We start from the raw sequence: 25,961 nt of genomic DNA on the forward strand, positions 1-25,961 counted from the left end.
TCTGTCTCCTCTTGGCTTACCGATCCGTTTTTCATGCTCCGTATACTGTCTGTAACCAGGGCAACGTGACGGAAATTTTCATAAGGAATGTGCGTGAAGCAATCGTGATTGCATCTGGCATACAAATAACACCGGGTTTTTTTGATTATCTGAGGTGCTTGGTATGGAAAAGAAAAAAATCTATCTGTTTTGTTCTGCCGGTATGTCCACTTCCCTGTTGGTATCAAAAATGAAGGCGCAGGCCGAAAAATATGAAGTGCCGGTGATCATCGCCGCCTATCCGGAAGCGCTGGCCGCGGAGAAAGGCGTTGAAGCGGATCTGATCCTGCTGGGGCCGCAGATCGCCTACACCCTGCCGGAAGTGCAGAAACAGCTGCCCAATAAACCTGTTGAAGTCATCGATCCGCTGTTGTACGGCAAGGTCGATGGGCTGGGCGTACTGAAGGCCGCGGTGGCCGCCATCAAGAAAGCCAATCAATAACAGGAGGCCGCCGTGAATACCCTCATTGCCTCGCTCGAGAAGGTTATCCTGCCTTTCGCCGTAAAAATCGGTAAGCAGCCCCATGTCAACGCCATCAAGAACGGCTTTATCCGCCTGATGCCGCTGACCTTGACCGGGGCGATGTTCGTGTTGATCAACAACGTGTTCCTGAGCTTCGGCGAGGGATCGTTTTTCTATTCATTGGGCGTAAGGGTGGACGCCTCCACCATCGAGACGCTGAATAGCCTGAAGAGCATTGGTGGCAGCGTTTATAACGGTACGCTAGGGATCATGTCCCTGATGACGCCGTTCTTTATCAGCATGGCGTTGGCCGAAGAGCGCAAGGTCGATCCACTGGCCTCGGCGCTGCTGGCGGTGGCGGCCTTCATGACCGTCACGCCGTTCAACGTCGGCGAGGCCTATGCGGTGGGCGCCAATTGGCTGGGCGGCGCCAACATCATTTCCGGTATGGTGATCGGGCTGGCGGTGGCTGAGATGTTTGCTTTCATCGTGCGGCGCAACTGGGTGATCAGCCTGCCTGACAGCGTGCCGGCTTCGGTGTCGCGCTCCTTCTCAGCGCTGATCCCCGGTTTCATCATCCTCTCCATCATGGGGCTGGTGGCGTTCGCGCTGGCGCACTGGGGCACCAACTTCCACCAGATCATCATGGACGGCATTTCGGCGCCGCTGGCCAAGATGGGCAGCGTGGTGGGCTGGGTGTACGTGCTGTTCTCTTCGCTGTTGTGGTTCTTTGGAGTACACGGTTCCATGGCGCTGGCGGCGCTGGACAGCGGCATCATGACGCCGTTCGCGCTGGAAAACGTGGAGCTGTACAACAAATACGGTTCGGTCGAAGCGGCGGTGGCCGCCGGCAAAGAGTTCCATATGTGGGCGAAACCGTTCGTCGACTCTTATATTTACCTCGGCGGCACAGGTTCGACGCTGGGTCTGATTATCGCCATCTTCATCGCCTCGCGCCGCGAAGATTACCGCCAGGTCGCCAAGCTGGCGACGCCGTCCGGCATCTTCCAGATCAACGAACCGATTCTGTTCGGCCTGCCGGTGATCATGAACCCGGTGATGTTCATTCCGTTCATCCTGGTGCAGCCGGTACTGACCATTATCACCTCGCTGGCTTATTACTCCGGGTTGATCCCGCCGATCACCAACATTGCGCCCTGGACCATGCCGGTCGGCCTGGGGGCATTCTTCAACACCAACGGCAGCATCATGGCCATGTTGCTGAGCCTGTTCAACCTGGCGGTCGCCACCGTGATTTATCTGCCGTTCGTGGCGATCTCCAACAAGGCGCAGAGCCAGATCGACGCGGCGACGGAAAGCGAAGAAGACATCGCCAAGGCGCTGAAATTCTAACTGTGGAACGGGGCGGCGCGGCCGCCCCGCGAGGGACACGAGTATGGAATATCAATTTGCCGACGGGTTCTGGTGGGGCAGCGCCACCTCCGCGCCGCAGTCTGAAGGTGCGGCAGCGCGGGACGGCAAGAGCCGCAATATCTTCGATTATTGGTACGAGATCGCGCCCGAGCGCTTTCACGATCGGGTGGGGCCGGCCGAGGCCTCGACCTTTTACGACCATTTCCGTACCGATATCGGGCTGCTCAAAACGCTGGGCCACAATACCTTCAGAACCTCGATTTCGTGGTCGCGGCTGATCCCGGACGGCGACGGCGAGGTGAACCCGCAGGCGGTGGCCTTCTATAACGCGATGATCGACGAGCTGCTGGCGCAGGGCATCACCCCGTTTATCAATCTCTATCACTTCGATATGCCGCTGTGCATGCAGCAGCGCGGCGGCTGGGAAAACCGGGCAGTTGTCGAAGCCTATGCGCGTTATGCCGACATCTGCTTCGGTCTGTTTGGCGATCGGATCACCCACTGGTTCACCTTCAATGAGCCGATCGTGCCGGTGGAGGCCGGTTACCTGAATGACCTGCATTACCCTTGCGTGGTGGATTTCAAACGGGCGATCACCGTGGCGTATCACAGCGTACTGGCGCACGCCATGGCGGTGCAGCGTTTCAGAGCGCGCGGGCTGCCGGGGAGCATCGGCATCATTCTGAATCTGAGCCCGACCTATCCGCGCTCCGACGCGCCGGAGGATCGGCAGGCCGCACACGACGCCGATCTGCTGCTCAACCGCAGTTTCCTCGACCCGGTCGCCAAAGGGCGTTATCCGGCGGCGTTGCTGCACTTGCTGGAGCGCCATGGGCTGATGCCCTACTGCGAGCCGCAGGATGCGCCGCTGATCGAAGGCGGCGTGGTGGATATCCTCGGCGTCAATTACTACCAGCCGCGCAGGGTACAGGCGAAAGCGGGGCGTCGTGCCGAGGGGCCGATCGCATCGCCGGAGGATTTGTTCAGTTACTATGCAATGCCGGGCCGCAAAATCAATCCGCACCGCGGCTGGGAGATCTACGAGAAGGGGCTGTACGACATCCTGATGGATCTGAAAGAGAACTACGGCAATCTGCCTTGTTATATTTCCGAAAACGGCATGGGCGTCGAGGGCGAAGAGGCGTTTATCGGCGCCGATGGGCGGGTGGAGGACGATTACCGCATCGACTTTATTCGCGAGCATCTGAAGTGGCTGCACCGCGCGCTGGCGGAAGGCTCGCAGTGCAAGGGCTATCATCTGTGGACCTTTATCGACTGCTGGTCCTGGCTGAATGCCTACAAGAATCGTTATGGGCTGGTGCGCTTGGATCGGGCAGATCAGCGCCGCACCATCAAGAAAAGCGGCTACTGGTTTGCCGAGGCGGCCAGACGCAACGGGTTTGACTAACGGGAGGCCGGTGCCGTGTCCGATAACCGAATTTCGCTGAGTGCCAACGACGTGAAGCTGATTCGCGAGCAGGATTTCTTTAACTGCAAAGATTTTCACCTGTTTATCTACAACAAGGTGGAAAGCGCCACCGGGCTGCATCAGCACGATTATTACGAGTTCACCATCGTGCTGAGCGGCAAATGTTATCAGGAGATCAACGGCAAGCGGGTGCTGCTGGAACGCGGGGATTTCGTCTTTATCCCTATCGGCTCCTACCACCAGAGCTTTTACGAGTTCGGCGCGACGAAAATCTTCAACGTGGCGGTCAGCAAAGCGTTCTTTGAAGAGCACTATTTGCAGCAGCTGCCGCGTTGCTTTGTCGCCTCGCAAGCCTACAGCCTGAGAAGCGAGTTCTTGGCCTACATCGAGTCGGTGGTGAGTTCGCCACAGTTTCGCGAGGATGACTTCGCCGAATTTCTCGAAACGCTGACTTTCTATGTGATCAGCCGTATTCGTCACTATAAAGAAGACAATGACGGCGGCGATGATATCCCGCAGTGGCTGAAGAACACCCTCGCCGGCATGCATGACAAGGCGATGTTCGGCGAAAGGGCGTTGGCGAACATGGTGGCGCTGTCGGGGAAAACCCAGGAATATCTGACCCGGGCGATGCGGCGCTACTACCAGAAGACGCCGATGCAGGTGATCAACGAGATCCGCATCAACTTCGCCAAGACGCAGCTGGAGGTCACCAACTATTCGGTTTCCGATATCGCCTTTGATTCTGGCTATGGCGACGTCAGTCTGTTCATTAAAAACTTCAAGCGGCTCACCGACGTGACCCCAGGCAACTACCGAAAAAAGTGTTACGGCCCTCTTTAGGGCCGCTCCCGATCAGTATTAACGCCGATATGCCGATGAGCTTTAGGCCGCCGGCCGGTTAATCATTCGATTTTTACCTTCGAGAAGGGGAATGCCGCGCCGGTCGGTCGGCCTTTCCTTGCCGAAAATTCATCCTGCGGGAGCCATTATGGAAAAACTACTGATCGTGAATGCCGACGACTTCGGCCTGAGCAAAGGACAGAACTACGGCGTCGTCGAGGCGTATCAGCATGGCGTCGTTTCCTCCACCACGGCGATGGTGAACGGCGGCGGCGCGGAGCATGCTGCAGCGCTCAGCCGGCAATATCCGGGGTTGCCGATCGGGCTGCATTTCGTTTTGACCCATGGCAGGCCGCTGGGCGCCATGCCTTCGCTGGTCAATGAGCATGGCGAGCTGGGCAAATGGCTGTGGCACCGCACCGAGGCCGGCGAGCTGCAGCTGGACGAGATTCAGGAGGAGCTGCAGCGCCAGTTCACGCGGTTTGTGACGCTGTTCGGCAGGGCGCCAACGCACATCGACAGCCACCACCATGTGCATATGCAGCCGCAGATTTACCCGCTGGTGGAGGCGTTTGCGCAGGCACAGGGTCTGCCGCTGCGCCTCGATCGCGAAGAGGCGAAACGGCGCGGTATTGCGTTGCAGACGCCCTACAGCACCGACGCGTTTGACGCGGGATTCTACGGTGAAACGATTTCCGAAGCCTTGTTCCTGCAGAGGTTGGCACGCGCCGACGCGCAGGGCGCCGAGTCATTGGAAATGATGTGCCACCCGGCGTTCCTCGATGCGACGATCCTGCAGAGCAAATACTGCCACCCGCGCCTCGTCGAGCTGGATGTGTTGACCGCGCCGACGCTGAAAGCGGCGATCGCCGAACGCGGTTTTATGCTGGGCTCCTTCCAGGATCTGTAGCACCACCGTTTACAGCATGGCGTGCGCCTTTTTCAGGCCGGTGTCCTCTTGCGGATCGGCTCCCTGAGGCAAGGGTTCCTCCTCCTGTTCTTCGGGCTGTGGCTCCTCGACATCGGGCGCCGCTTCCGGCGGCGGCATGGTGTCGTGAATGATCTGCTCATCGAAGGTCGGATTGAGCGCCGGCGACAGCGGTGAACTGGCGAGGCTGTCTGGCAGCGCAATGTGCGGCACCGGCGCGTCCTGTGCCAGCTGCGGTTCCTCCGCTTTCGCCGTACGGCCGAGGGCCGCCAGCAGTACGCCGCACAGAGCGAAGAAGGCGTACAGGATATTGCCGCCAAGCGGCTCGATCAGTGCGCCGACCGCCAACGGCCCGATGCTGGCGCCGACGCCGAACGCCATCAGCAGACAGGCGGCCAGCGAGACGCGGCGCTCCGGCTCGATCAGATCGTTGGCCAATGCCACCACCAGCGGATAGAGCGTAAACTGCAGCATGCTGACGACGAACCCCACCGCCAGCAGCAGCGGGAAATCGATGTGCGGCAGCAGTGCCAGCGGCAGCGCCGCCACGATCAGCAAAATGGCGTTGAAGCGCATCAGCAACGGGCGGTTATAGCGATCCGACAGCCAACTGAGCGGGAACTGCGCCACCAACCCGGCGAAGATAGCCAGCGCCATGAACAGGCCGGTTTGCTGAGTGGTTAAGGATTGCAGGCTGGCGTAGACCGGCGCCAGGCCGTAAAACGAGCCCACCACCATGCCGATCACCAACGTGGTGGCCAGCACCTTGGGAATGGCGCCGACAAAGTAACGCAGCTCCATCGGGGCCGGCGACATGTGGCGCGCATTGGTGCGGGTGGTGAGAGCGATCGGCACCAGACAGAGCGCGAAACACAGTGCGATCACCAGCAGCGTGGTGATGCCCAGATTGCTTTGCAGCATCAGCACGATCTGGCCCAGCGACATGCCGAGATAGGTCGCCGCCATATAGAAGCCGAACACCATGCCGCGCTGGTTGGATTCCGCCTGGTCGTTCAGCCAGCTTTCCAGCACCATATACTGGCACATCATGCACAGCCCGATCACCAGACGCAGCGCGACCCAGGCGGGAATGAACTCCGTCAGGCCGTGCCCCAGCACCGCGGCGGTGATGATGCCGGCGCAGGCCACGTAGGCGCGGATATGCCCGACGCGGGCGATGAGAAAGTGGCCGACCTTGCCGCCGATCACCAACCCGATGTAGTTGGCGGCGATGATAGCGCCGATCAACGCGCTGCTGACGTGGATGGAGGTCAGCCGCAGCGAGACGTAGGTGGTGAGCAGGCCCGAGCCCAACAGCAGCAGCAGGGTGGTGGTGTACAACGGCAAAAATACGCCCAACGTTTTTTTCACGCTATCATCCTAATCTCTTCTGGTGCGCCCTGAGGCCGCCGCCGCAGCGTGCCGCCTCCGTGATGTTCCTTGTGCTGGTGCGCCGCCGCTCGATGGGGCGCTTCTTTTGATACTAGCAGCTTGGCCGGGCGCTTAAAACCGCACCTCCTGCGAGGCGCTGCGCATTTCAACGTGTCAGCCGCTGCAGCGCCTTGATAAATGCTACTATCGGGCGCATATACCTGAATTCGCGAGGGAGGGATTATGAGTGAAAACCAACTGCGTCAGCTCAGCGTGCTGGCAGGGGAGAAACTGAAGGCTCAGGGCCGCTGGATCACCTGTGCGGAATCCTGCACCGGGGGGGGGATCGCCAAGGCCATTACCGATATCGCCGGCAGCTCCGCCTATTTCGATCGCGGTTTCGTCACCTACAGCAATGCGGCAAAGCATGACCTGCTGGGGGTGAGCGAAGCGACGTTGGCGGCGCACGGCGCGGTCAGCGAAGAGGTGGTGCGCGAGATGGCGATAGGGGCGCTGCGTGCGGCGCAGGCCGATCTGGCGCTGTCGGTGAGCGGCATCGCCGGCCCGGACGGCGGCAGCGCGGAAAAGCCGGTCGGCACCGTGTGGTTCGGTTTCGCCGGCAGCGATGGCCGGGGGCTGTCGCGCAAGATGCAATTCGAGGGCGACCGCGATGCGGTGCGGCAGCAGGCGACGATTTTCGCGCTGCAAACCGCCATCGACGAATTTTTGTAAATTAGGCTTGATACTGTATGACCATACAGTATAATTAGTGACATTTCCTGCACAACATACATTCAGTGGCAGTGTGGGGTAACACCGGCATTGCGAAACGAAGGAGCAAAAATGGCTATTGATGAGAACAAGCAAAAGGCGTTAGCTGCAGCACTGGGCCAGATTGAGAAACAGTTCGGCAAAGGCTCCATCATGCGCCTGGGTGAAGACCGCTCCATGGACGTGGAAACCATCTCCACCGGCTCACTGTCACTCGATATCGCTCTGGGCGCCGGCGGCCTGCCGATGGGCCGCATCGTCGAAATCTACGGCCCGGAATCGTCCGGTAAAACTACCCTGACGCTGCAGGTGATCGCCGCTGCGCAGCGCGAAGGCAAAACCTGTGCGTTCATTGATGCTGAGCATGCGCTGGATCCTATCTATGCGAAAAAGCTGGGCGTTGATATCGACAACCTGCTGTGCTCCCAGCCGGACACCGGCGAGCAGGCTCTGGAAATCTGTGATGCGCTGACCCGCTCCGGCGCGGTTGACGTCATCATCGTCGATTCCGTGGCGGCGTTGACGCCGAAGGCGGAAATCGAAGGTGAAATCGGCGATTCGCACATGGGGTTGGCGGCGCGCATGATGAGCCAGGCGATGCGTAAGCTGGCCGGCAACCTGAAAAATGCCAATACCCTGCTGATCTTCATCAACCAGATCCGTATGAAGATCGGCGTGATGTTCGGCAACCCGGAAACCACCACCGGTGGTAACGCCCTGAAGTTCTACGCTTCGGTACGCCTGGATATCCGTCGTATCGGCGCCATCAAAGAGGGCGACGAAGTGGTGGGCAGCGAAACCCGCGTGAAAGTGGTGAAGAACAAAATTGCTGCGCCGTTCAAACAGGCTGAATTCCAAATCATGTACGGCGAAGGCATCAACAGCCGTGGCGAGCTGGTCGATCTGGGCGTGAAGCACAAGATGATCGAAAAAGCCGGCGCCTGGTACAGCTATAACGGCGAGAAGATCGGTCAGGGCAAGGCGAACGCCTGTAACTTCCTGAAAGAAAACCCGGCTATCGCCGCCGAGCTGGATAAGAAACTGCGCGACCTGCTGCTGCACAGCGGCGGCGAGCTGGTGGCTGCCTCCGGTGACGACTTCGAAGATGACGAAGCGGAAACCAGCGAGCAGTTTTAATCGCTGAAGATGTGCGCCGCCGTTTATGTGGCGCACATCCCCTGAATTCAGGCTCAAATGATGAATGACTTGCTAAGCCGCGCCATGCGCCTGCTGTCGCAACGCGATCATAGTGAAGCTGAACTGCGCCGCAAACTTGCGGCGCAGCCGTTTGTGGCGAAAGCCCGTTTTGGCGGCAAGGGACCACATGCGCCGGCATCACCGCCGGTGGCTGAAGAGCCGGTAGATCCTGCGCTGATCGAGCAGGTTGTCGCCTACTGTTATCAGCATAATTGGCTGGACGATAAGCGTTTCGCCCACAGCTACATTGGCAGCCGCAGCCGCAAAGGTTACGGCGCGCAGCGCATCCGCAGCGAACTGATGCAAAAGGGCGTCGACAAAGCGCTGGTACAGGACGCGCTGGCGGAATGCGACATCGACTGGTGTGAACAGGCGAAACAGGTGGCGCAGCGAAAATTTGGCGATGCGTTGCCAACTGACTGGAAAGAGAAAGCCAAAGTGCAGCGTTATCTGCTCTATCGCGGCTTTTTCCAGGAAGAAATTCAGTCAATTTACCGTGATTTTGCGCAATGAGCGCACACGGGGTTTTACTTCCCTCTGAAGAAAATTTATCTTATCCCCACTTTTTGTTCGTGAGCTGGTTGTCATCGTCGGGATGACGCGCCACCGGCTCACGTGTCGTTATTCTAGCCTTTCCAGGAAAATTATGAGCAAGAGCACCGCTGAGATCCGTCAAGCGTTTCTCGATTTCTTTCATAGTAAGGGTCATCAGGTTGTAGCAAGCAGCTCCCTGGTGCCTAACAATGATCCGACATTGCTGTTTACCAATGCCGGCATGAACCAATTTAAGGATGTTTTCCTGGGGCTCGACAAACGCGCCTATTCCCGCGCCACTACCTCGCAGCGCTGCGTGCGCGCAGGCGGCAAGCATAACGACCTGGAAAACGTCGGGTATACCGCTCGTCACCACACCTTCTTTGAAATGCTGGGCAACTTCAGCTTCGGCGATTACTTCAAGCACGATGCGATCAGCTACGCGTGGGAACTGCTGACCGGTGAAAACTGGTTCAACCTGCCGAAAGAGCGACTGTGGGTCACCGTGTATGAAACCGATGACGAAGCATTCGACATCTGGCAGAAGCAAATCGGCGTACCGGCCGAGCGCATTATCCGCATCGGCGACAACAAGGGCGCGCCTTTCGCTTCCGATAACTTCTGGCAGATGGGCGATACCGGCCCATGCGGCCCGTGCACCGAGATTTTCTACGATCACGGCGATCACATTTGGGGTGGTCCTCCGGGCAGCCCGGAAGAAGACGGCGATCGCTACATCGAGATCTGGAACATCGTTTTCATGCAGTTCAACCGTCAGTCCGACGGCACCATGTTGCCGCTGCCGAAACCTTCGGTGGATACCGGTATGGGCCTGGAACGCATCGCGGCGGTGTTGCAGCATGTGAACTCCAACTATGAGATCGACCTGTTCCGCACCCTGATTGCCGCCGTGGCGAAAGTGACCGGTGCGACCGATCTGGACAATAAATCTCTGCGCGTTATCGCCGACCACATCCGTTCCTGCGCCTTCCTGGTGTCTGACGGCGTGATCCCGTCTAACGAAAACCGCGGCTACGTGCTGCGTCGCATCATTCGTCGTGCGATCCGCCATGGCAACATGCTGGGCGCGAAAGACACCTTCTTCTACAAGCTGGTGGCGCCGCTGATCGAAGTGATGGGCCCGGCGGCCGATGAACTGAAACGCCAGCAGTCGCTGGTGGAGCAGGTGCTGAAAACCGAAGAAGAGCAGTTTGCCCGTACGCTGGAGCGTGGTCTGGCGCTGCTGGATGAAGAGCTGGCCAAGCTGCAGGGCGATACCCTGGACGGCGAAACCGCTTTCCGTCTGTACGATACCTACGGCTTCCCGGTGGACCTGACCGCTGACGTCTGCCGCGAGCGCGGTCTGAAAGTCGACGAAGCGGGCTTTGAAGAGGCGATGGAAGCACAGCGCCGCCGCGCGCGCGAATCCAGCGGCTTCGGCGCCGACTACAACAGCCTGATCCGTGTGGACGGCAGCAGCCAGTTCAGCGGCTACGATCACGACGAGCAGCAGGCGATGGTCATTGCGCTGTTCCGCGACGGCCAGCCGGTCGATCAGATCAACGCTGGCGAAGAGGCGGTGGTGGTGCTGGACGAGACGCCGTTCTACGGTGAATCCGGCGGCCAGGTCGGCGATAAAGGCGTGCTGAAAGCCGCAGGCGCCGAGTTTGTGGTCAACGACACCCAGAAATACGGTCAGGCTATCGGCCATCAAGGCAAGCTGGCGCAAGGTTCGCTGAAGCTGAACGATCGCGTAGACGCGCAGATCGACACTGAACGCCGCAACAGCATCCGCCTGAACCACTCCGCGACCCACCTGCTGCACGCTGCGCTGCGCCAAACGTTGGGCGAGCACGTTGCGCAGAAAGGCTCTCTGGTTAACGACAAATACCTGCGCTTCGACTTCTCGCATTTCGAAGCGATGAAGCCGGAACAAATTCGCGCGGTGGAAGATCTGGTTAACCAGCAGGTGCGTCGTAACCTGCCGGTGCAGACCGAGCTGATGGCGTTGGAAGATGCCAAAGAGAAGGGTGCGATGGCGCTGTTCGGTGAGAAGTACGACGACAACGTTCGCGTGCTGACCATGGGCGACTTCTCCACCGAGCTGTGCGGCGGCACCCACGCCAGCCGCACCGGCGATATCGGCCTGTTCCGCATTCTGAGCGAGTCTGGCACCGCGGCGGGCATCCGCCGTATTGAAGCGGTAACCGGCGCTGGCGCTATCGCTACGCTGCATCAGCAAAGCGATTTGTTGCAAGACGTTGCGCAGTTGGTGAAGGGCGATAGCAACAACCTGACCGATAAAGTGCGCTCGGTGCTCGATCGCACCCGCGTGCTGGAAAAAGAACTGCAGCAACTGAAAGATCAGCAGGCGGCGCAGGAAAGCGCGTCGCTGTCCAGTCAGGCGAAAGTGGTTAACGGCGTGAAGCTGTTGGTCAGCCAGTTGGACAATGTCGAAGCCAAAATGCTGCGCACTATGGTGGATGACCTGAAAAATCAATTGGGTTCGGCCATTATCGTGTTGGCGACGACGGCTGATGACAAAGTCAGCCTGGTCGCGGGCGTGACCAAGGATCTGACTGACCGCGTGAAAGCCGGCGAGTTGATCGGCAACGTGGCGCAGCAGGTCGGCGGCAAGGGCGGTGGTCGCCCTGATATGGCGATGGCGGGGGGGACGGATATCAACGCCCTGCCAGCGGCGTTAAACAGCGTAGAAGCCTGGGTGGCCTCGAAGCTGTGAACATAAATAAATAGCACGCACAAACGCCATAATACTTTGTTGATTATGGCGTTTTCATACTGTGCTAACACAATTTAGTTACAATTGCGGGAACAAAGTTTTTCAGGTCGGCTAAACTTACCATTATCTGAGGTGGGACCAAGTCTGCTTACACTTATTGTGGATTGCGCGGCTTACGTTTTCACCACATATGATGGATAATGACGGGGAAACTGAGAGACCCGACTCTTTTAATCTTTCAAGGAGCAAAGAATGTTAATTCTGACTCGTCGAGTTGGTGAAACCCTCATGATTGGCGATGAGGTTACGGTCACTGTGCTAGGGGTAAAAGGCAACCAGGTGCGTATTGGTGTGAATGCCCCCAAAGAGGTTTCGGTTCACCGTGAAGAAATCTATCAGCGCATTCAGGCAGAGAAGTCTCAGCAGACGACTTACTGATTCCGAAGCAGCGTCTCGTTGCCAGACGAGACGCTACTGCATCGTTTTACCCACTTCTTTCGTTCCCCCCTCTCTTTTTCGTGATTATTTTCCCGGTGAGTTTCCTGCTTTGTTGCCACAGACGCTGCGGTTGCCTGTTGATAAAACGCCCTTTTTGCCGTGAAATCGCCCATGTTGGGTGTGAATTGTGCAAACGCGCATGAGTTGGGAAAAATTGTTTGACTTAAAAGTCGGAGAAAGTAATATGTGCGCCACGCAGTGCCGATGAGCTTCTCCAAAGCAAGTTAGGCACAATTCGAAAGAAGCGTATGGTGAGGTGGCCGAGAGGCTGAAGGCGCTCCCCTGCTAAGGGAGTATGCGGTCAAAAGCTGCATCCGGGGTTCGAATCCCCGCCTCACCGCCATTTGCATCCATAGCTCAGCTGGATAGAGTACTCGGCTACGAACCGAGCGGTCGGAGGTTCGAATCCTCCTGGATGCACCATTCTTTCTGTCGTGTTTCGTTAGCGAAGCAGGCAAGCAGTAAAAAAATAGACATGCATCCATAGCTCAGCTGGATAGAGTACTCGGCTACGAACCGAGCGGTCGGAGGTTCGAATCCTCCTGGATGCACCATCTAAGAGAAACCCGCCTCGGCGGGTTTTTCGCTTTTCAGCCTTTATCTATCTCCCCCTCTTTCCCCTTTGTGCACGATTAGGCACAGCACATTCCGCTATGACGCAGTCAGCGACAACCCATCGGCTTTACGCTAAAGTAGTTTTCTTTCCTCAACGATCATGGAGTAACGATGTACGACCGCTATCAGGGTCTTATTTTCGACATGGACGGCACGATTCTGGACACCGAGCCAACGCACCGTAAAGCGTGGCATGAAGTGCTGTCCCGTTATGGCATGACGTTTGATGAAACGGCCATGGTGGCGCTGAGCGGTTCGCCGACCTGGCGCATCGCTCAGGCGATTATCGCCAGCCATCAGGCCGACCTCGATCCCCATCACCTGGCGGCGGAGAAAACCCGCGCGGTGGAAGCGATGCTGCTGGATAGCGTGCGCCCGTTGCCGCTGATCGAGGTGGTGAAGTCCTATCACGGTCGCCGTCCGATGGCGGTCGGTACCGGCAGCGAGCACCGCATGGCGGAAATGCTGCTGCGTCATCTCGGCCTGTTCGACTGCTTCGACGCGATCGTCGGCGCGGACGACGTACAGCGCCATAAACCGGAGCCGGATACCTTCTTACGCTGTGCTGAACTGATCGGCGTGCCGCCGGAAAAATGCGTGGTGTTTGAAGATGCCGAATTTGGCATTCAGGCGGCGAAAAGTGCCGGTATGGCTGTGGTAGACGTCCGCACGCTGTGAGTAGTACGCTAGCCGTAATATCGTTATTTGGCAGTAGCTTCCTCAGTGCGACGCTGCTGCCGGGAAATTCAGAAATCGTTCTGGTCGCCTTGCTGACCCAGAGTCGCGTCTCGCCGGAATTGCTGGTGCTGGCCGCGACCCTGGGCAACACGCTGGGCGGCTTGACCAATGTCATTATCGGGCGCCTGTTACCGGCGTTGAAACCACAGCGGGGGCTGGCAACGGCGCTCGGGTGGCTGCAACGCTTCGGCCCGGCTGCGCTGTTGCTCAGTTGGGTGCCGGTGGTGGGCGATTTGTTGTGCGTGTTGGCAGGTTGGCTGCGCATGCCCTGGGGCTCTGTCGCGCTGTTTCTGTGTATCGGAAAGGCGCTGCGTTACATCGTTTTGACTATGATAACGGTACAGGGCATCGCCTGGTGGCAGTAACTAAGTGAATATAACTCAATATTCTCTCGGGTGCGGATTCAGTATGCTTACGAGTTATTGTTTTTAGAAGCGGGAGGTCAATTTGATCCCGGACGTATCACAGGCGCTTTCTTGGTTGGAAGCCCATCCTCAGGCATTAAAAGGCATTCGTCGCGGCATCGAGCGTGAAACGCTGCGAGTCACGCCGAACGGCACCTTGGCGACTACCGGGCATCCGGAAAAGCTGGGGGCGGCATTGACGCACCACTGGATCACCACGGATTTCGCCGAGGCGCTGTTAGAGTTCATTACGCCGGTTGATGACAATATCGATCACCTGCTGACGTTCCTGCGCGATATTCATCGCTACGTGGCGCGCAATATTGGCGATGAGCGCATGTGGCCGCTCAGCATGCCGTGCTTTATCGAAGCCGAGCAGGATATTGAGCTGGCGCAGTTCGGTTCGTCGAACATCGGCCGCATGAAGACGCTGTACCGCGAAGGGTTGAAGAATCGCTATGGCGCGTTGATGCAGACCATTTCCGGCGTGCACTACAACTTCTCGCTGCCGCTGGAGTTTTGGCAGGCCTGGGCTGGCGTGCAGGACGCAGAAAGCGGTAAAGAGCAGATCTCGGCGGGGTATTTCCGCCTGATCCGCAACTATTACCGTTTCGGTTGGGTGATCCCGTATCTGTTCGGCGCATCGCCGGCCATTTGTTCTTCGTTCCTCAAAGGTCGCGAGACCACTCTGCCGTTCGAACGCACCGAGCAGGGGATGTGCTATCTGCCGTACGCCACCTCGCTGCGTCTGAGCGACCTGGGTTACACCAACAAGTCGCAGAGTAATCTGGGCATCACCTTCAACGATCTGCACAGCTATGTGGCCGGTCTGAAGCGGGCGATCGTTACGCCTTCCGAAGAGTTCGCCAAGCTGGGCGTGAAAGAGGGTGACCGCTACCTGCAGTTGAACAGTAACGTGCTGCAAATCGAAAACGAGCTGTATGCGCCGATCCGGCCGAAGCGCGTGACCAAAAGCGGCGAGACGCCGTCAGACGCGCTGCTGCGCGGCGGTATCGAATATATCGAAGTGCGTTCGCTGGATATCAACCCGTTCTCGCCGATCGGCGTGGATGCGGTGCAGGCGCGTTTCCTGGATCTGTTCCTGGTGTGGTGCGCGCTGGCCGATGCGCCGGAGATGAGCAGCGATGAACTGCTGTGCACGCGCAAGAACTGGAACCGGGTGATTCTGGAAGGGCGCAAGCCGGGCCAGACCATCGGCATCGGCTGTGGCGCCAGCCATGAACCGCTGGAAAACGTGGGCAAGGCGCTGTTCGCCGATCTGCGTCGGGTCGCGGAAGTGTTGGACGGCGAAGCCGGCAACCGTCAATACCAGCAGGTGTGTGATGAGCTGGTCGCCGCATTTGACGATCCTGAGCTGACCTTCTCCGCGCGCATTCTGAAGGCGATGAAGGCGGAAGGCACTGGGCGCGTCGGTCTGCAGCTGGCGGAGCAGTATCGCCAGACGTTGCTGGAAGAACCGTTGGAAATCCTGAATGAGGCCGAGCTGGATAAAGAGCGGGAAGCCTCGTGGCAGCGCCAACGCGACATAGAAGCCAATGATACGCTAAGCTTTGAAGCGTTCCTGAAGCAAAACGGCGGAAGCTGAAAAAGAAAAAGGCCACATCAATGTGGCCAAATATGCATCTCTGATGACAGGGATGATGATAACAAATGCGCGTCTTTCACATACTCAGACTCGCAGGGTTGGAAAAGGTTTCCCGGTTAGGAAAAAAAGTTTCGAAATAAATGCTCTTTTACGAGGAGGTAGCGAAATGCCATTGCTGGATAGCTTTACCGTCGATCATACCCGTATGGCAGCTCCGGCTGTCCGCGTTGCAAAAACCATGAAAACGCCTCATGGCGATACCATCACGGTGTTTGATCTGCGCTTTTGCCGCCCGAACCTGGAAGTGATGCCCGAACGCGGCATTCACACGCTGGAACACCTGTTCGCCGGCTTTATGCGCGACCACCTGAACGGCCAGGGCGTGGAGATTATCGACATCTCCCCAATGGGCTGCCGCACCGGTTTCTACATGAGCCTGATCGGCGTGCCGGAAGAGCAGCGCGTTGCCGATGCCTGGAAAGCGGCGATGGCCGACGTGCTGAAAGTGACCGACCAGCGCAAGATCCCTGAGCTGAACGAGTACCAGTGTGGTACCTACCACATGCACTCGCTGGAAGAAGCGCAGGAAATCGCCAAGCACATTCTGGATAACGGCGTGGTGGTGAACCACAACGACGAGCTGGCGCTGCCGAAAGAGAAGCTGCAGGAGCTGCATATCTGACCGTACGTTTCCCGCAGAAACAAAAAAGACGCGATTTCGCGTCTTTTTTACGTTCTGGCCGGCGGTCAGTGATGGCCGACGCTGGACTGCAGCGAGGTGATCGGCGTGACTCGCACCTGTTTGATCATGTTGCCCTGTACGTCGAGAATGTCGATATCGTAATGGCCGATACGCACCCGGGTGCCGATTTCGGGGATCTCTTCCAGTTCTTCCAGCAGCATACCGTTGACGGTACGGGCTTCATTGGCCGGCAAGGTCCAGTTGAAGGCTTTGTTCAGCTCCCGTACGTTGGCGGTGCCGTCGATCAAGACCGAACCGTCGCTCTGCGGCGTGACTTCTTCCGCCAGCGTCGGTGACATCGAGGTGGTGAAGTCGCCGACGATCTCCTCGAGGATGTCTTCCACCGTAACCAGGCCCTGAATGTCGCCGTACTCGTCGACCACGATGCCGACCTTCTCTTTATTGCGCTGGAATTTCACCAACTGAACGTTGAGCGGCGTGCCTTCCGGTACGAAGTAGATCTCATCGGCGGCGCGCAGCAGGTTCTCTTTGTTGAACTCTTTTTTCTCGGTCATCAGGCGGTAGGCTTCGCGCACGCGCAGCATGCCGATCGCATCGTCCAACGAGCTGCGATACAGCACGATGCGGCCGTGCGGCGAGTGGGTCAGCTGGCGCATGATCGACTTCCAGTCGTCGTTGACGTCGATGCCGACGATCTCGGTGCGCGGCACCATGATGTCGTTGACCGTCACCTTTTCCAGATCCAGCACCGAGATCAGCATGTCCTGATTGCGGCGTGAGATCTGCGACTGGGATTCGCGCACGATGGTACGCAGCTCATCCTTGCTGACGGCGTCGCTGATGCGCACGTTGGTGCGAATGCCGAACAGGCGCAAGGTCAGGCTGGTGATGCCGTTGAGCAGCCAGACCAGCGGGAACATCACCTTTTGCAACGGGGCCAGCAGGACGCTGCTGGGGAAGGCAATACGTTCCGGATAGAGGGCGGCGAAGGTCTTCGGCAGCACTTCGGCGAACAGCAGCACGGCGAAGGTCAGTATGCCGGTCGCGATCGCCACGCCGAGATCGCCATACAGCCGCATGCCGACGATGGTCGCCAGCGCCGAGGCGAGGATGTTGACCAGGTTGTTGCCGATCAGCACCAGGCCGATCAGCCGATCCGGTTTTTGCAGCAGCTTCTCCACCCGACGCGCCGAGCGGTTGCCCTGTTTGGACAGATGACGCAGGCGATAACGGTTGAGCGTCATCATGCCGGTTTCGGAGGCGGAGAAGTAAGCGGAGACCACGATCATGATCACCAGGATAATGATGAGGGTCCCCGTCGACACATGCTCCAATGCAGTATTCCTTATAGAGAGGGAGAATTGAGCCAGGCTGGCCTAGCGCACCATCACCTGCTGAATCAGACGGCTGCCGAAATAGGCGAGCGTCAGCAGGAAGGCGCCGGCGAAGCTGAACCAGACGACGCGGCGGCCGCGCCAGCCTTCATGGTAATGGCCCCACAACAGCACGATATACACGAACCAGGCCATGATCGACAGCACGGCTTTATGCACGTTCTCTTTGCTGAACAGGTTATCCATGTACAGCAGGCCGGTGCACAGGGTGAGCGTCAGCAGCACCACGCCGATCTGGGTGATATGGAACATCTTGCGCTCGATGCTCATCAGCGGCGGCATGTCGGCGCTGAAGGTCAGCTTCTTGTTTTTCAACAGGTAGTCGAGCCAGGCGAGCTGTAAGGCGTAGAGCGCGGCGATGATCAGGGTGGCGTAAGAGAATAGCGCCAGGCCGATATGCACCATCAATTCCGGGCTGGCCTCCAGGTGAGTGATGAACTCGCCGGGCATGAAGCTGGCGAAGGCCAGATTGATCATCGCGAAGCTGTAGACGATCGGCAGCAGGAACCAGCCGCGATCGCGTGAAGCGACAAAGGTCATCACCGAGCAGATGATCAGGCTGACGATAGAACCAATGTTCAGCAGGCTGAGATTCTGCCCGGCGCTGACGTCAAAGATGCGCTGCTGCAGCGCGATGGCGTGGCAAATCAGCGCCACCACCGCCGAGACGAGGGCCAGTCGACGGTATGCGCTGTTCTTCCGCAACAAGCTGGGAATGATCAGTCCAAGGCTGAGCAGGTAGGCCATCAAAGCCACAATGGAGAAAACTGGCATAGCGTTTAATTTTGCTTCGGCGTGGTTAATAGGAGTGTCAGTATAACGTTGCGCGCGTTTCACTCCAACCTATCTCCAACGCTGAGGCAGAGATCCTGCGCGCTTCGTGTTATCATCGGCGCAATTGTGTCGCCGGAGCGGCCTGTCATTACACGTTGAGCATGAGACGATGTTTGAAAATTTAACCGATCGATTGTCGCGCACGTTGCGCAATATCAGCGGCCGCGGGCGGCTGACCGAAGAGAATATCAAGGAAACCCTGCGTGAAGTGCGTATGGCATTGCTGGAAGCGGACGTTGCGCTGCCGGTGGTGCGCGACTTCATCAACCGCGTCAAAGAGAGCGCGGTTGGTCATGAAGTCAACAAGAGCCTGACGCCGGGGCAGGAGTTCGTCAAGATCGTCAAGGGTGAGCTGATCGCCGCGATGGGCGAAGTCAACACCGAGCTGAATCTGGCGGCCCAGCCGCCGGCGGTGGTGCTGATGGCGGGCCTGCAGGGCGCCGGTAAAACCACCAGCGTCGGTAAGCTCGGCAAGTTCCTGAAAGAAAAACAGAAGAAGAAAGTGTTGGTGGTTTCCGCGGACGTTTATCGCCCAGCGGCGATCAAACAGCTGGAAACGCTGGCGGAAGGTGTCGGCATCGATTTCTTCCCGTCTGACGTTAAAGAAAAACCGATCGACATCGTCAATCGCGCGCTGCAACAGGCCAAGCTGAAATTCTACGACGTACTGATCGTCGATACCGCCGGCCGTCTGCACGTTGACGAAGCGATGATGGACGAGATCAAACAGGTGCATGCGGCGATCAAGCCGGTGGAAACCCTGTTCGTGGTCGACGCCATGACCGGCCAGGACGCCGCCAATACCGCCAAGGCGTTTAACGAAGCGCTGCCGCTGACCGGCGTGGTGCTGACCAAGGTCGACGGCGACGCGCGCGGCGGTGCCGCATTGTCCATCCGCCATATCACCGGCAAGCCGATCAAATTCCTCGGCGTGGGCGAGAAGACCGAAGCGCTGGAGCCGTTCTACCCGGATCGCGTGGCATCACGCATCCTGGGCATGGGCGACGTGCTGTCACTGATCGAAGATATCGAAAGCAAGGTCGACCGCGAGCAGGCGGAGAAACTGGCCAACAAGCTGAAGAAGGGCGACGGTTTCGATCTGACCGACTTCCTGGAGCAGCTCAAGCAGATGCGCAACATGGGCGGTATGGCCAACATGTTGAGCAAGCTGCCGGGCGCGGGCCAACTGCCGGACAACGTCAAATCGCAGATGGACGACAAAGTGCTGGTGCGCATGGAGGCGATCATCAACTCGATGACGCTGAAAGAGCGCGCCAAACCTGAAATCATCAAGGGCTCGCGCAAGCGCCGCATCGCGATGGGGGCCGGCATGCAGGTGCAGGACGTCAACCGCTTGCTGAAGCAGTTCGACGAAATGCAGCGTATGATGAAGAAGATGAAGAAAGGCGGTATGGCGAAGATGATGCGCGGCATGAAAGGTATGATGCCGCCGGGCTTCCCAGGCCGCTAATGGGCCTCCGCACGCTGAGTGCGGGCGCTTTCAGCATTCGCCGTTCGCGGTGAAAACCGCCCGAAATTTGACAGGCTGCAAAAGTTGTCCCCTGCGATCGACGCTTTAGATTGCTTTTTGCGCCAAAATGAGTAAAATTTTCGGGCTTTTTATATTGCAACCGGGCCCCGTCCCTCAATGGGGCCCGGCTGTTTTATTAACTAAAGAGGATGTTATGGTAACAATTCGTTTGGCACGTGGCGGCGCTAAAAAGCGTCCGTTCTATCAAGTAGTAGTGACCGACAGCCGCAACGCTCGTGATGGTCGTTTCATCGAGCGCGTTGGCTTCTTCAACCCGATCGCTTCCGGTCAGGCTGAAGCACTGCGTCTGGACCTGGACCGCATCGAGCACTGGGTTGGTCTGGGTGCAACCGTTTCTGATCGCGTTCACGCGCTGATCAAAGACGCTAAGAAAGCAGCTTAATCTGTCGCGGTGGTGGCAATGAGCAAGCAACTCAAACCGGTAGCGCCGATCGCGCCGATTGTACTCGGTAAAATGGGGTCCGCTTACGGCATTCGTGGTTGGCTCAGAGTGTTTTCATCCACCGAGAACGCCGAAAGCATTTTTGACTATCAGCCGTGGTTTATCCAGCAGGCGGGTCAGTGGCAGCATATCGAGTTGGAAGACTGGAAGCGCCACAGTCAGGATCTGATCATCAAGGTCAAAGGCATTGACGATCGGGACGCGGCGAATCTGCTGACTAATCGCGAGATTATGGTGGATTCTGAGCAACTTCCTCCGCTGGAGGGTGACGATTACTACTGGAAAGACCTGATGGGCTGCCAGGTAGTCACCACCGCCGGCTACGAGCTGGGTAAAGTCATCGATATGATGGAAACCGGCTCGAACGATGTGATGGTTGTGAAAGCGAACCTGAAAGATGCGTTCGGCATGAAGGAGCGGTTGATTCCGTTTCTTCATGGGCAGGTTATCAAGAAAGTCGATCTCACTGCCCGCGTGATTGAGGCAGATTGGGATCCTGGTTTTTGACCCCCGGATCAAACGGTCGAAGCAAGTGGAATAACGGTAAGGGGATTGGCTTGTGTTCATCGGTATTGTAAGCCTGTTTCCTGAGATGTTCCGCGCTATCACCGATTACGGGGTGACTGGCCGGGCAGTAAAAAATGGCCTGCTGAGCGTGCAGTGTTGGAGTCCTCGCGACTTCACCTACGACCGGCATCGTACCGTGGACGATCGCCCTTACGGCGGCGGACCGGGAATGCTGATGATGGTGCAACCTTTACGGGAAGCCATTCATGCGGCGAAAGCAGCGGCAGGCGAGGGAGCAAAGGTGATTTATCTGTCACCTCAGGGGCGCAAGCTGGATCAAACCGGCGTGTGCGAACTGGCGGCCAATCAGAAGATGATTCTGGTATGCGGCCGTTACGAAGGGATAGACGAGCGCGTAATCCAAGCCGAAATTGACGAAGAATGGTCAATCGGCGATTACGTTCTCAGCGGCGGGGAACTGCCGGCAATGACCCTGATTGATTCAGTCGCCCGTTTCATACCGGGTGTGCTGGGCCATCAGGCCTCAGCGGAGGAAGACTCCTTCGCCGACGGATTGCTGGACTGCCCGCACTATACCCGCCCAGAGGTGTTGGAAGGGATGGAGGTACCGCCAGTTCTGCTGTCGGGTAACCATGCCGAGATACGTCGTTGGCGCTTAAAGCAGTCGCTGGGCCGAACCTGGCTTAGAAGACCTGAACTTCTAGAAAGCCTAGCTCTGACTGACGAGCAAGCGGTGTTGCTGGCTGAGTTCCAACGGGAACATCAGGCCAGGCAACAGGACTATGAAGGAAACGTCTGACAACAGACGGGACCGATATATCAGTTTACCTAGGGTAAGAGACATATTATGAGCAACATTATTAAGCAACTTGAACAAGAGCAGATGAAACAAGACGTACCTGCATTCCGTCCGGGTGATTCCGTGGAAGTGAAGGTATGGGTCGTTGAAGGTAGCAAAAAACGTCTGCAGGCATTCGAGGGCGTGGTTATCGCTATCCGTAACCGCGGTCTGCACTCTGCATTCACTGTTCGTAAGATTTCCAACGGCGAAGGTGTTGAGCGCGTATTCCAGACTCACTCCCCAGTAATCGACAGCATTGCTGTGAAACGTCGTGGTGCCGTTCGTAAAGCTAAACTGTACTACCTGCGTGAGCGTACTGGTAAGGCTGCTCGTATCAAAGAGCGTCTGAACCGCGTTGGCTAACGCTGCATCCAAAAGTTAATAGTTATCAGGGGTTGGTATTATGCCAACCCCTTTTTTTATCTTAAATCTCGACTGGTTACATTTGCGAGATTTCGTCTGCGCGCCGCCAACATAATAAAGCCTGCATAAGCAGGCTTTTTGCATTATAGCGCCGCGGCGCTTTGTTTATGCTGACTCTCCGGCGGGTGAGGCTGCGCCGGGATAATGTCATCGCCAGGTTTGACGATCACCCGCGCGACGGACTCGTGCGTGGCGAACGTGCAGCTGCAATTGATGTTGCGGCATTGATGGTAACGCTCTTTGGTCGACTCGCTCAGATAGCGGCTGGAGCGAGTGTGGGCCACGTGACCGCATAGTGGACAGTGCATCATAAGAACCCCCTTGAACAAATTAAGTGAAATTGTTGTGGCATCACCCTTTGGCGAGCGAACTCGTCATGATGAGGCAATCCCCTGCAAGCACAGTGCGCGTTCCATGGCGCGTCGCTGTTCCAGCCCCTTATTTTTCTTTCCGTTTACGTAAATCCAGCGTGGTAACTGATCGCAGGCCTGCCGCCACTGGCGCTGTTGCAGCAGCGCGACCAGCGTAGAGTGGCAGGCTGCGCCGACGCCCACATTGAAGGCGAAGGCGATCACTGCGTCATAGGTTTGTTGCGAGAGCGTATGCGGCAGGCAAGCGGCCATGCCGCGTTCGGTGCGGCGAACATCGTCTACCAAATCCACCGCGGCTTTGCGTTCATCTATCATCTTGTCTGGGATGACGCCGGCAGTGTGTCCAATGCCCTGTGTCCACACCCCGGCGCTACACTGGTAAGGCGACAGGCGGCAGCCTTCGAGATCGGCGATCAGCCTGAGGCCGGCTTCTGAGGTTTGCAGCTCGCCAAATGACGGCAATAGCACGGCGATGGCCAAAACGGTGGCGACGCTGCAGCGCTTAACGATTGCATTCATCGTAAATTTTCCTCCGTGATGCCGCATTGCGTTCAATAGCCTTCAAGATCTGCAGGCTTTTACGTCGGTAGTACCAGTTCACCAGAAACGTGCCGATGCCTACCGCCGCACCGACTAGAAAGGCAATGTCCTGCGGTGACAGCTTGCCGAGCCAGGCGAGAAACAACGCCATGGCGTAGGTGATGAATGAGGTGATTTTCTCCATAGCTTATGCTCGCTTTGTTTACAGTCTCTCGGGAGCTGTGGCGGCTATCGATGCGTTTCTGGCCACTCTCTATCGAAATCCATCATGCCCCGAGGCTGTATAATAATTACTGTATATGCATACAGTATTAAGCTATTTGCTAAAGTCGTCAATGGGTGGGGTGAATATTTTTAGCAGATTGTGCAAAAGAGGGCGGCAGGCATAAAAAAAGCCCATCAATGATGGGCTTTGAGAAATATTGGGGGGAAATTACAGGCCGTAGACCAGCGTGACCGAGGTCGTCGTGTCGGTGTTCTTCGGCGCCGAGGCCGGCGGTTTGCTGTTGTAGGTCACGGTGTAAGCCACGCGCAGCGAGAAGCGATCGTTGATCGCCACGTTCAACGCGCTTTCCGAGTTCAGCGTGGTTTCTTCGTTCGCCAGTGCGGAAACGCCCTGAATGAACTTGGTGTTGTCGGTCAGCTGATAGGAATAGTTGGCCGCGCCATAGGCCAACCCTTTGGTCGAGCGGCCGCCGCCATGGTATTCGTCATGGCGCACGCCGGGACCGAATTCCACCCGCAGATCGCTAAGCGGCCCGTTGAGGAGTTGACGGCCGTAGCCGCCGGTCAGCGTGGAGCGTGAGTCGTAACCGTTGAAACGGTCGCTCAGCCAGCTGGCCTGGCCGAACAGGTAGTTGCGATCGGTCAGGTTATAGCGCGTACGGCCACCGGCCTGGTATTTTTCGGACGAGCGCACGTTGGAGGAGGTGGTGTTGTTAGCCGCCCCCCACAGGCTGTACGCCGCGTCGCTGTTGAACCAGGTCATGTTGGTGTTGGCAAGCAGGGTGGAGCTCTGCGAGTTACCTGACTGGGCGTTGTAGCCCGCCTGCACGTTGCCTTCGAATGGTTTCTTGGCGGTGGCCGGATCGTCCATCGCGGTGAAAAGCGTATTGTCGGCAAAGGCTGAAACACTGGTGAAAGTCGTTAAGCAGCAAATATACAGCGGAAAAGCGCGACGAGCGCGAGAAGAGAGCATCTTGGATCCAGTTGTTAAGGGTGGTTATTGTTGATGACGGTCACATTATATCGGTTCATTTCAGCGACAAAAATAGCCGCTATTAGCTTAAGTTTTTAATTTTTATTCCTCATTTATTCGCTTTTCTTCTACTGAAATTCATCGCTTTCGGCGGCATTTCGTGCTGAGTCTGACGGTATCCGCGCCTGCCCGTTCGTTGGCGCCGAGACGGGCGGCGCATCTTGCCTGTAAAACAAGTTGTACACATATGTTTACGATATGGGGCTTTCGCCGGGAAGGCGAATAGGTGCGTTTTGAGGCGCTTGTGAATTTATTATTTAATTGAATTTGTTTGTTTTTATTGTATTTTCTTGATGTGTTTATGCATGTTATCTCATAAGAGAAATTATGGTAATTTTTTATTTACGGAAATTGGATTGAAAACTTTACATATCGTGATAGGGTAGAGCCCTGAAACGCTCAATGTTCCATTTCAACGCATAACGCCAAACGACAGGAATAGCATCATGCAAAAAGACGCGCTCAATAACGTACACATCAGTGCAGAACAGGTTCTCATCACGCCGGAGGAGCTGAAGAACCAGTTCCCGCTCAGCGCCGACGACGAAAATGAAATCGCCACCGCGCGTAACACCATCGCCAACATTTTGCAGGGGCGCGATCATCGCCTGTTGGTCGTGTGTGGGCCTTGTTCGATCCACGATCCGGATGCGGCACTGGACTACGCCCGTCGTTTGAAAACCCTGGCGGCTGACTTGAGCGATCAGCTGTATATCGTTATGCGCGTTTATTTTGAAAAACCCAGAACCACTGTCGGCTGGAAAGGTTTGATCAACGATCCGTACATGGACGGTTCGTTTGACGTTGAAGCAGGCTTGCATATCGCGCGTCGCCTGTTGCTGGATCTGGTGGGCATGGGCTTGCCGTTGGCTACCGAAGCGTTGGATCCGAACAGCCCGCAGTACCTGGGGGACTTGTTCAGCTGGTCGGCGATCGGTGCGCGTACCACCGAATCGCAGACCCACCGTGAAATGGCTTCTGGCCTGTCGATGCCGGTCGGGTTCAAAAACGGCACCGACGGCAGCCTGGGTACCGCCATCAATGCCATGCGCGCCGCCGCTATGCCGCACCGCTTCGTCGGCATCAACCAGGCGGGCCAGGTTTGCTTGCTGCAGACTCAGGGCAATCCGGACGGGCACGTGATCCTGCGCGGCGGTAAAACCCCGAACTACAGCGCCGAGCACGTTGCGGCCTGTGAAAAACAGATGCTCGAGGCGGGACTCCATCCGTCCTTGATGGTAGATTGCAGCCATGGCAACTCGAATAAAGACTATCGCCGTCAGCCGGCGGTGGCCGAGTCCGTGGTGGAGCAGATTAAAGCGGGTAACCGCTCGATTACCGGCATTATGCTGGAGAGCCATCTGCATGAGGGCAATCAGTCTTCCGAACAGCCGCGTGCTGACATGCGTTACGGCGTATCCGTCACCGACGCCTGCATCGACTGGGAGAGCACGGAAACACTGCTGCGCCACATGCATCAGGAACTCGGCGCTGCGCTGAAGGCACGCACGGGAGAAAAGTAAGT

General features: G+C 57.3%; 28 protein-coding genes and 3 tRNA genes. 23 read left to right on the forward strand and 8 right to left on the reverse strand.

Features of this window, described 5'->3' with window-relative positions; translation table 11 throughout:
* Window positions 1–163: 163 nt before the first annotated feature.
* From QMZ29_RS01145 to chbG, 5 genes are all read left to right on the forward strand, one after another.
* Window positions 164–481 carry a PTS sugar transporter subunit IIB gene (locus tag QMZ29_RS01145; RefSeq protein WP_004932561.1) on the forward strand — a complete coding sequence of 106 codons (318 nt, stop codon included), beginning with the start codon at window positions 164–166 and terminating at the stop codon, window positions 479–481.
* Between the two features lie 12 nt (window positions 482–493).
* The gene (gene chbC, locus QMZ29_RS01150; RefSeq protein WP_173889507.1) at window positions 494–1,855 is read left to right on the forward strand and encodes a PTS N,N'-diacetylchitobiose transporter subunit IIC; all 1,362 of its coding nucleotides are present in this window, start codon (window positions 494–496) and stop codon (window positions 1,853–1,855) included.
* A 43-nt stretch (window positions 1,856–1,898) separates the two neighbouring features.
* Window positions 1,899–3,284 carry a 6-phospho-beta-glucosidase GmuD gene (gmuD, locus tag QMZ29_RS01155; protein WP_025301629.1) on the forward strand — a complete coding sequence of 462 codons (1,386 nt, stop codon included), beginning with the start codon at window positions 1,899–1,901 and terminating at the stop codon, window positions 3,282–3,284.
* A gap of 15 nt (window positions 3,285–3,299) precedes the next feature.
* Window positions 3,300–4,148: a transcriptional regulator ChbR gene (gene chbR, locus QMZ29_RS01160; protein ID WP_043135810.1), complete on the forward strand. Its 849-nt coding sequence runs from the start codon at window positions 3,300–3,302 to the stop codon at window positions 4,146–4,148.
* Window positions 4,149–4,296: 148 nt separating this feature from the next.
* A complete protein-coding gene (chbG, locus tag QMZ29_RS01165) occupies window positions 4,297–5,058 on the forward strand; it encodes a chitin disaccharide deacetylase (protein ID WP_261427506.1) in 762 nt (253 codons plus the stop codon).
* Window positions 5,059–5,067: 9 nt separating this feature from the next.
* Here chbG and QMZ29_RS01170 read toward each other — a convergent pair whose 3' ends face one another.
* Entirely contained in the window at window positions 5,068–6,447 is a 1,380-nt protein-coding gene (locus QMZ29_RS01170) for an MFS transporter (RefSeq protein WP_043135805.1), read from the reverse strand.
* A 243-nt stretch (window positions 6,448–6,690) separates the two neighbouring features.
* Here QMZ29_RS01170 and pncC point away from each other — a divergent pair, with 243 nt between their 5' ends.
* From pncC to recX, 3 genes are all read left to right on the forward strand, one after another.
* Entirely contained in the window at window positions 6,691–7,179 is a 489-nt protein-coding gene (gene pncC / locus QMZ29_RS01175; protein WP_261427504.1) for a nicotinamide-nucleotide amidase, read from the forward strand.
* A 111-nt stretch (window positions 7,180–7,290) separates the two neighbouring features.
* The gene (gene recA / locus QMZ29_RS01180; protein WP_004932541.1) at window positions 7,291–8,355 is read left to right on the forward strand and encodes a recombinase RecA; all 1,065 of its coding nucleotides are present in this window, start codon (window positions 7,291–7,293) and stop codon (window positions 8,353–8,355) included.
* Window positions 8,356–8,415: 60 nt separating this feature from the next.
* Window positions 8,416–8,928, forward strand: coding sequence for a recombination regulator RecX (gene recX / locus QMZ29_RS01185; protein WP_049272556.1), 513 nt, complete (start codon window positions 8,416–8,418; stop codon window positions 8,926–8,928).
* A gap of 40 nt (window positions 8,929–8,968) precedes the next feature.
* Here recX and QMZ29_RS01190 read toward each other — a convergent pair whose 3' ends face one another.
* Complete coding sequence (locus QMZ29_RS01190) at window positions 8,969–9,112, reverse strand: hypothetical protein (RefSeq protein ID WP_162180460.1); 144 nt, start codon at window positions 9,110–9,112, stop codon at window positions 8,969–8,971.
* Here QMZ29_RS01190 and alaS point away from each other — a divergent pair.
* The 9 genes from alaS (at window position 9,062) to luxS (ending at window position 16,232) form a co-directional block, all read left to right on the forward strand.
* Window positions 9,062–11,689: an alanine--tRNA ligase gene (gene alaS, locus QMZ29_RS01195; protein WP_049207215.1), complete on the forward strand. Its 2,628-nt coding sequence runs from the start codon at window positions 9,062–9,064 to the stop codon at window positions 11,687–11,689. The two genes, QMZ29_RS01190 and alaS, sit on opposite strands and share 51 nt — an antisense overlap.
* Window positions 11,690–11,941: 252 nt before the next feature.
* Complete coding sequence (gene csrA, locus QMZ29_RS01200) at window positions 11,942–12,127, forward strand: carbon storage regulator CsrA (RefSeq protein ID WP_004091602.1); 186 nt, start codon at window positions 11,942–11,944, stop codon at window positions 12,125–12,127.
* A 310-nt stretch (window positions 12,128–12,437) separates the two neighbouring features.
* A tRNA-Ser gene (locus tag QMZ29_RS01205) sits at window positions 12,438–12,530 on the forward strand.
* A 3-nt stretch (window positions 12,531–12,533) separates the two neighbouring features.
* Window positions 12,534–12,610 (forward strand) — tRNA-Arg (locus QMZ29_RS01210).
* Window positions 12,611–12,664: 54 nt separating this feature from the next.
* Window positions 12,665–12,741: transfer RNA gene (locus QMZ29_RS01215), tRNA-Arg, on the forward strand.
* Window positions 12,742–12,913: 172 nt separating this feature from the next.
* Complete coding sequence (gene yqaB / locus QMZ29_RS01220) at window positions 12,914–13,480, forward strand: fructose-1-phosphate/6-phosphogluconate phosphatase (RefSeq protein WP_025301636.1); 567 nt, start codon at window positions 12,914–12,916, stop codon at window positions 13,478–13,480.
* Complete coding sequence (locus tag QMZ29_RS01225; RefSeq protein ID WP_025159656.1) at window positions 13,477–13,905, forward strand: YqaA family protein; 429 nt, start codon at window positions 13,477–13,479, stop codon at window positions 13,903–13,905. Before yqaB ends, QMZ29_RS01225 begins: the two co-directional genes overlap by 4 nt.
* Window positions 13,906–13,987: 82 nt before the next feature.
* A complete protein-coding gene (gshA, locus tag QMZ29_RS01230) occupies window positions 13,988–15,550 on the forward strand; it encodes a glutamate--cysteine ligase (protein ID WP_025301637.1) in 1,563 nt (520 codons plus the stop codon).
* Between the two features lie 166 nt (window positions 15,551–15,716).
* A complete protein-coding gene (luxS, locus tag QMZ29_RS01235) occupies window positions 15,717–16,232 on the forward strand; it encodes an S-ribosylhomocysteine lyase (protein ID WP_004932513.1) in 516 nt (171 codons plus the stop codon).
* A gap of 65 nt (window positions 16,233–16,297) precedes the next feature.
* Here the strand turns inward: luxS and QMZ29_RS01240 are convergent, their stop codons facing one another.
* On the reverse strand, window positions 16,298–17,587 hold the full coding sequence (locus QMZ29_RS01240) for an HlyC/CorC family transporter (RefSeq protein ID WP_016929024.1): 1,290 nt from the start codon (window positions 17,585–17,587) through the stop codon (window positions 16,298–16,300).
* A 42-nt stretch (window positions 17,588–17,629) separates the two neighbouring features.
* Complete coding sequence (locus QMZ29_RS01245) at window positions 17,630–18,421, reverse strand: cytochrome C assembly family protein (RefSeq protein ID WP_004932506.1); 792 nt, start codon at window positions 18,419–18,421, stop codon at window positions 17,630–17,632.
* Between the two features lie 169 nt (window positions 18,422–18,590).
* On the opposite strand from QMZ29_RS01245, the gene ffh reads away from it, so the two are divergent.
* The 5 genes from ffh (at window position 18,591) to rplS (ending at window position 22,207) form a co-directional block, all read left to right on the forward strand.
* Complete coding sequence (ffh, locus tag QMZ29_RS01250) at window positions 18,591–19,952, forward strand: signal recognition particle protein (protein WP_004932504.1); 1,362 nt, start codon at window positions 18,591–18,593, stop codon at window positions 19,950–19,952.
* A gap of 214 nt (window positions 19,953–20,166) precedes the next feature.
* On the forward strand, window positions 20,167–20,415 hold the full coding sequence (gene rpsP / locus QMZ29_RS01255; protein ID WP_004932501.1) for a 30S ribosomal protein S16: 249 nt from the start codon (window positions 20,167–20,169) through the stop codon (window positions 20,413–20,415).
* Window positions 20,416–20,433: 18 nt separating this feature from the next.
* Entirely contained in the window at window positions 20,434–20,982 is a 549-nt protein-coding gene (rimM, locus tag QMZ29_RS01260; RefSeq protein WP_089195553.1) for a ribosome maturation factor RimM, read from the forward strand.
* Window positions 20,983–21,034: 52 nt separating this feature from the next.
* A complete protein-coding gene (gene trmD / locus QMZ29_RS01265) occupies window positions 21,035–21,802 on the forward strand; it encodes a tRNA (guanosine(37)-N1)-methyltransferase TrmD (protein WP_043143896.1) in 768 nt (255 codons plus the stop codon).
* A gap of 48 nt (window positions 21,803–21,850) precedes the next feature.
* Window positions 21,851–22,207: a 50S ribosomal protein L19 gene (gene rplS / locus QMZ29_RS01270; RefSeq protein ID WP_025301638.1), complete on the forward strand. Its 357-nt coding sequence runs from the start codon at window positions 21,851–21,853 to the stop codon at window positions 22,205–22,207.
* A 143-nt stretch (window positions 22,208–22,350) separates the two neighbouring features.
* Here rplS and QMZ29_RS01275 read toward each other — a convergent pair whose 3' ends face one another.
* The 4 genes from QMZ29_RS01275 to QMZ29_RS01290 form a co-directional block, all read right to left on the reverse strand.
* The gene (locus tag QMZ29_RS01275) at window positions 22,351–22,578 is read right to left on the reverse strand and encodes an ogr/Delta-like zinc finger family protein (protein WP_025301639.1); all 228 of its coding nucleotides are present in this window, start codon (window positions 22,576–22,578) and stop codon (window positions 22,351–22,353) included.
* 63 nt (window positions 22,579–22,641) lie between these two features.
* Complete coding sequence (locus tag QMZ29_RS01280; RefSeq protein ID WP_049208782.1) at window positions 22,642–23,157, reverse strand: lysozyme; 516 nt, start codon at window positions 23,155–23,157, stop codon at window positions 22,642–22,644.
* On the reverse strand, window positions 23,141–23,362 hold the full coding sequence (locus QMZ29_RS01285) for an HP1 family phage holin (protein WP_025301641.1): 222 nt from the start codon (window positions 23,360–23,362) through the stop codon (window positions 23,141–23,143). The genes QMZ29_RS01280 and QMZ29_RS01285 overlap by 17 nt, the downstream gene beginning before the upstream one ends.
* Window positions 23,363–23,611: 249 nt before the next feature.
* A complete protein-coding gene (locus QMZ29_RS01290; protein WP_025301642.1) occupies window positions 23,612–24,376 on the reverse strand; it encodes a DUF481 domain-containing protein in 765 nt (254 codons plus the stop codon).
* 506 nt (window positions 24,377–24,882) lie between these two features.
* On the opposite strand from QMZ29_RS01290, the gene QMZ29_RS01295 reads away from it, so the two are divergent.
* Window positions 24,883–25,959 carry a 3-deoxy-7-phosphoheptulonate synthase gene (locus QMZ29_RS01295; protein WP_060434277.1) on the forward strand — a complete coding sequence of 359 codons (1,077 nt, stop codon included), beginning with the start codon at window positions 24,883–24,885 and terminating at the stop codon, window positions 25,957–25,959.
* The last annotated feature ends 2 nt before the right edge of the window (window positions 25,960–25,961 follow it).

The sequence above is a fragment of the Serratia sp. PF-27 genome, assembly GCF_030053255.1.
In the GTDB taxonomy this organism is placed as follows: Bacteria; Pseudomonadota; Gammaproteobacteria; order Enterobacterales; family Enterobacteriaceae; genus Serratia; species Serratia bockelmannii.

Excerpts from the sequence above, each read along its gene's own strand:
- QMZ29_RS01145 (WP_004932561.1), top strand. The coding sequence starts at position 164 with ATGGAAAAGAAAAAAATCTATCTGTTTTGTTCTGCCGGTATGTCCACT.
- pncC (WP_261427504.1), top strand. The coding sequence starts at position 6,691 with ATGAGTGAAAACCAACTGCGTCAGCTCAGCGTGCTGGCAGGGGAGAAA.
- QMZ29_RS01245 (WP_004932506.1), bottom strand. The coding sequence starts at position 18,421 with ATGCCAGTTTTCTCCATTGTGGCTTTGATGGCCTACCTGCTCAGCCTT.
- QMZ29_RS01190 (WP_162180460.1), bottom strand. The coding sequence starts at position 9,112 with ATGAAAGAAATCGAGAAACGCTTGACGGATCTCAGCGGTGCTCTTGCT.
- alaS (WP_049207215.1), top strand. The coding sequence starts at position 9,062 with ATGAGCAAGAGCACCGCTGAGATCCGTCAAGCGTTTCTCGATTTCTTT.
- gmuD (WP_025301629.1), top strand. The coding sequence starts at position 1,899 with ATGGAATATCAATTTGCCGACGGGTTCTGGTGGGGCAGCGCCACCTCC.
- QMZ29_RS01280 (WP_049208782.1), bottom strand. The coding sequence starts at position 23,157 with ATGAATGCAATCGTTAAGCGCTGCAGCGTCGCCACCGTTTTGGCCATC.
- chbG (WP_261427506.1), top strand. The coding sequence starts at position 4,297 with ATGGAAAAACTACTGATCGTGAATGCCGACGACTTCGGCCTGAGCAAA.
- luxS (WP_004932513.1), top strand. The coding sequence starts at position 15,717 with ATGCCATTGCTGGATAGCTTTACCGTCGATCATACCCGTATGGCAGCT.
- rplS (WP_025301638.1), top strand. The coding sequence starts at position 21,851 with ATGAGCAACATTATTAAGCAACTTGAACAAGAGCAGATGAAACAAGAC.
- QMZ29_RS01295 (WP_060434277.1), top strand. The coding sequence starts at position 24,883 with ATGCAAAAAGACGCGCTCAATAACGTACACATCAGTGCAGAACAGGTT.
- recA (WP_004932541.1), top strand. The coding sequence starts at position 7,291 with ATGGCTATTGATGAGAACAAGCAAAAGGCGTTAGCTGCAGCACTGGGC.
- rpsP (WP_004932501.1), top strand. The coding sequence starts at position 20,167 with ATGGTAACAATTCGTTTGGCACGTGGCGGCGCTAAAAAGCGTCCGTTC.
- csrA (WP_004091602.1), top strand. The coding sequence starts at position 11,942 with ATGTTAATTCTGACTCGTCGAGTTGGTGAAACCCTCATGATTGGCGAT.
- yqaB (WP_025301636.1), top strand. The coding sequence starts at position 12,914 with ATGTACGACCGCTATCAGGGTCTTATTTTCGACATGGACGGCACGATT.
- QMZ29_RS01290 (WP_025301642.1), bottom strand. The coding sequence starts at position 24,376 with ATGCTCTCTTCTCGCGCTCGTCGCGCTTTTCCGCTGTATATTTGCTGC.
- QMZ29_RS01285 (WP_025301641.1), bottom strand. The coding sequence starts at position 23,362 with ATGGAGAAAATCACCTCATTCATCACCTACGCCATGGCGTTGTTTCTC.
- ffh (WP_004932504.1), top strand. The coding sequence starts at position 18,591 with ATGTTTGAAAATTTAACCGATCGATTGTCGCGCACGTTGCGCAATATC.
- QMZ29_RS01275 (WP_025301639.1), bottom strand. The coding sequence starts at position 22,578 with ATGATGCACTGTCCACTATGCGGTCACGTGGCCCACACTCGCTCCAGC.
- rimM (WP_089195553.1), top strand. The coding sequence starts at position 20,434 with ATGAGCAAGCAACTCAAACCGGTAGCGCCGATCGCGCCGATTGTACTC.
- recX (WP_049272556.1), top strand. The coding sequence starts at position 8,416 with ATGAATGACTTGCTAAGCCGCGCCATGCGCCTGCTGTCGCAACGCGAT.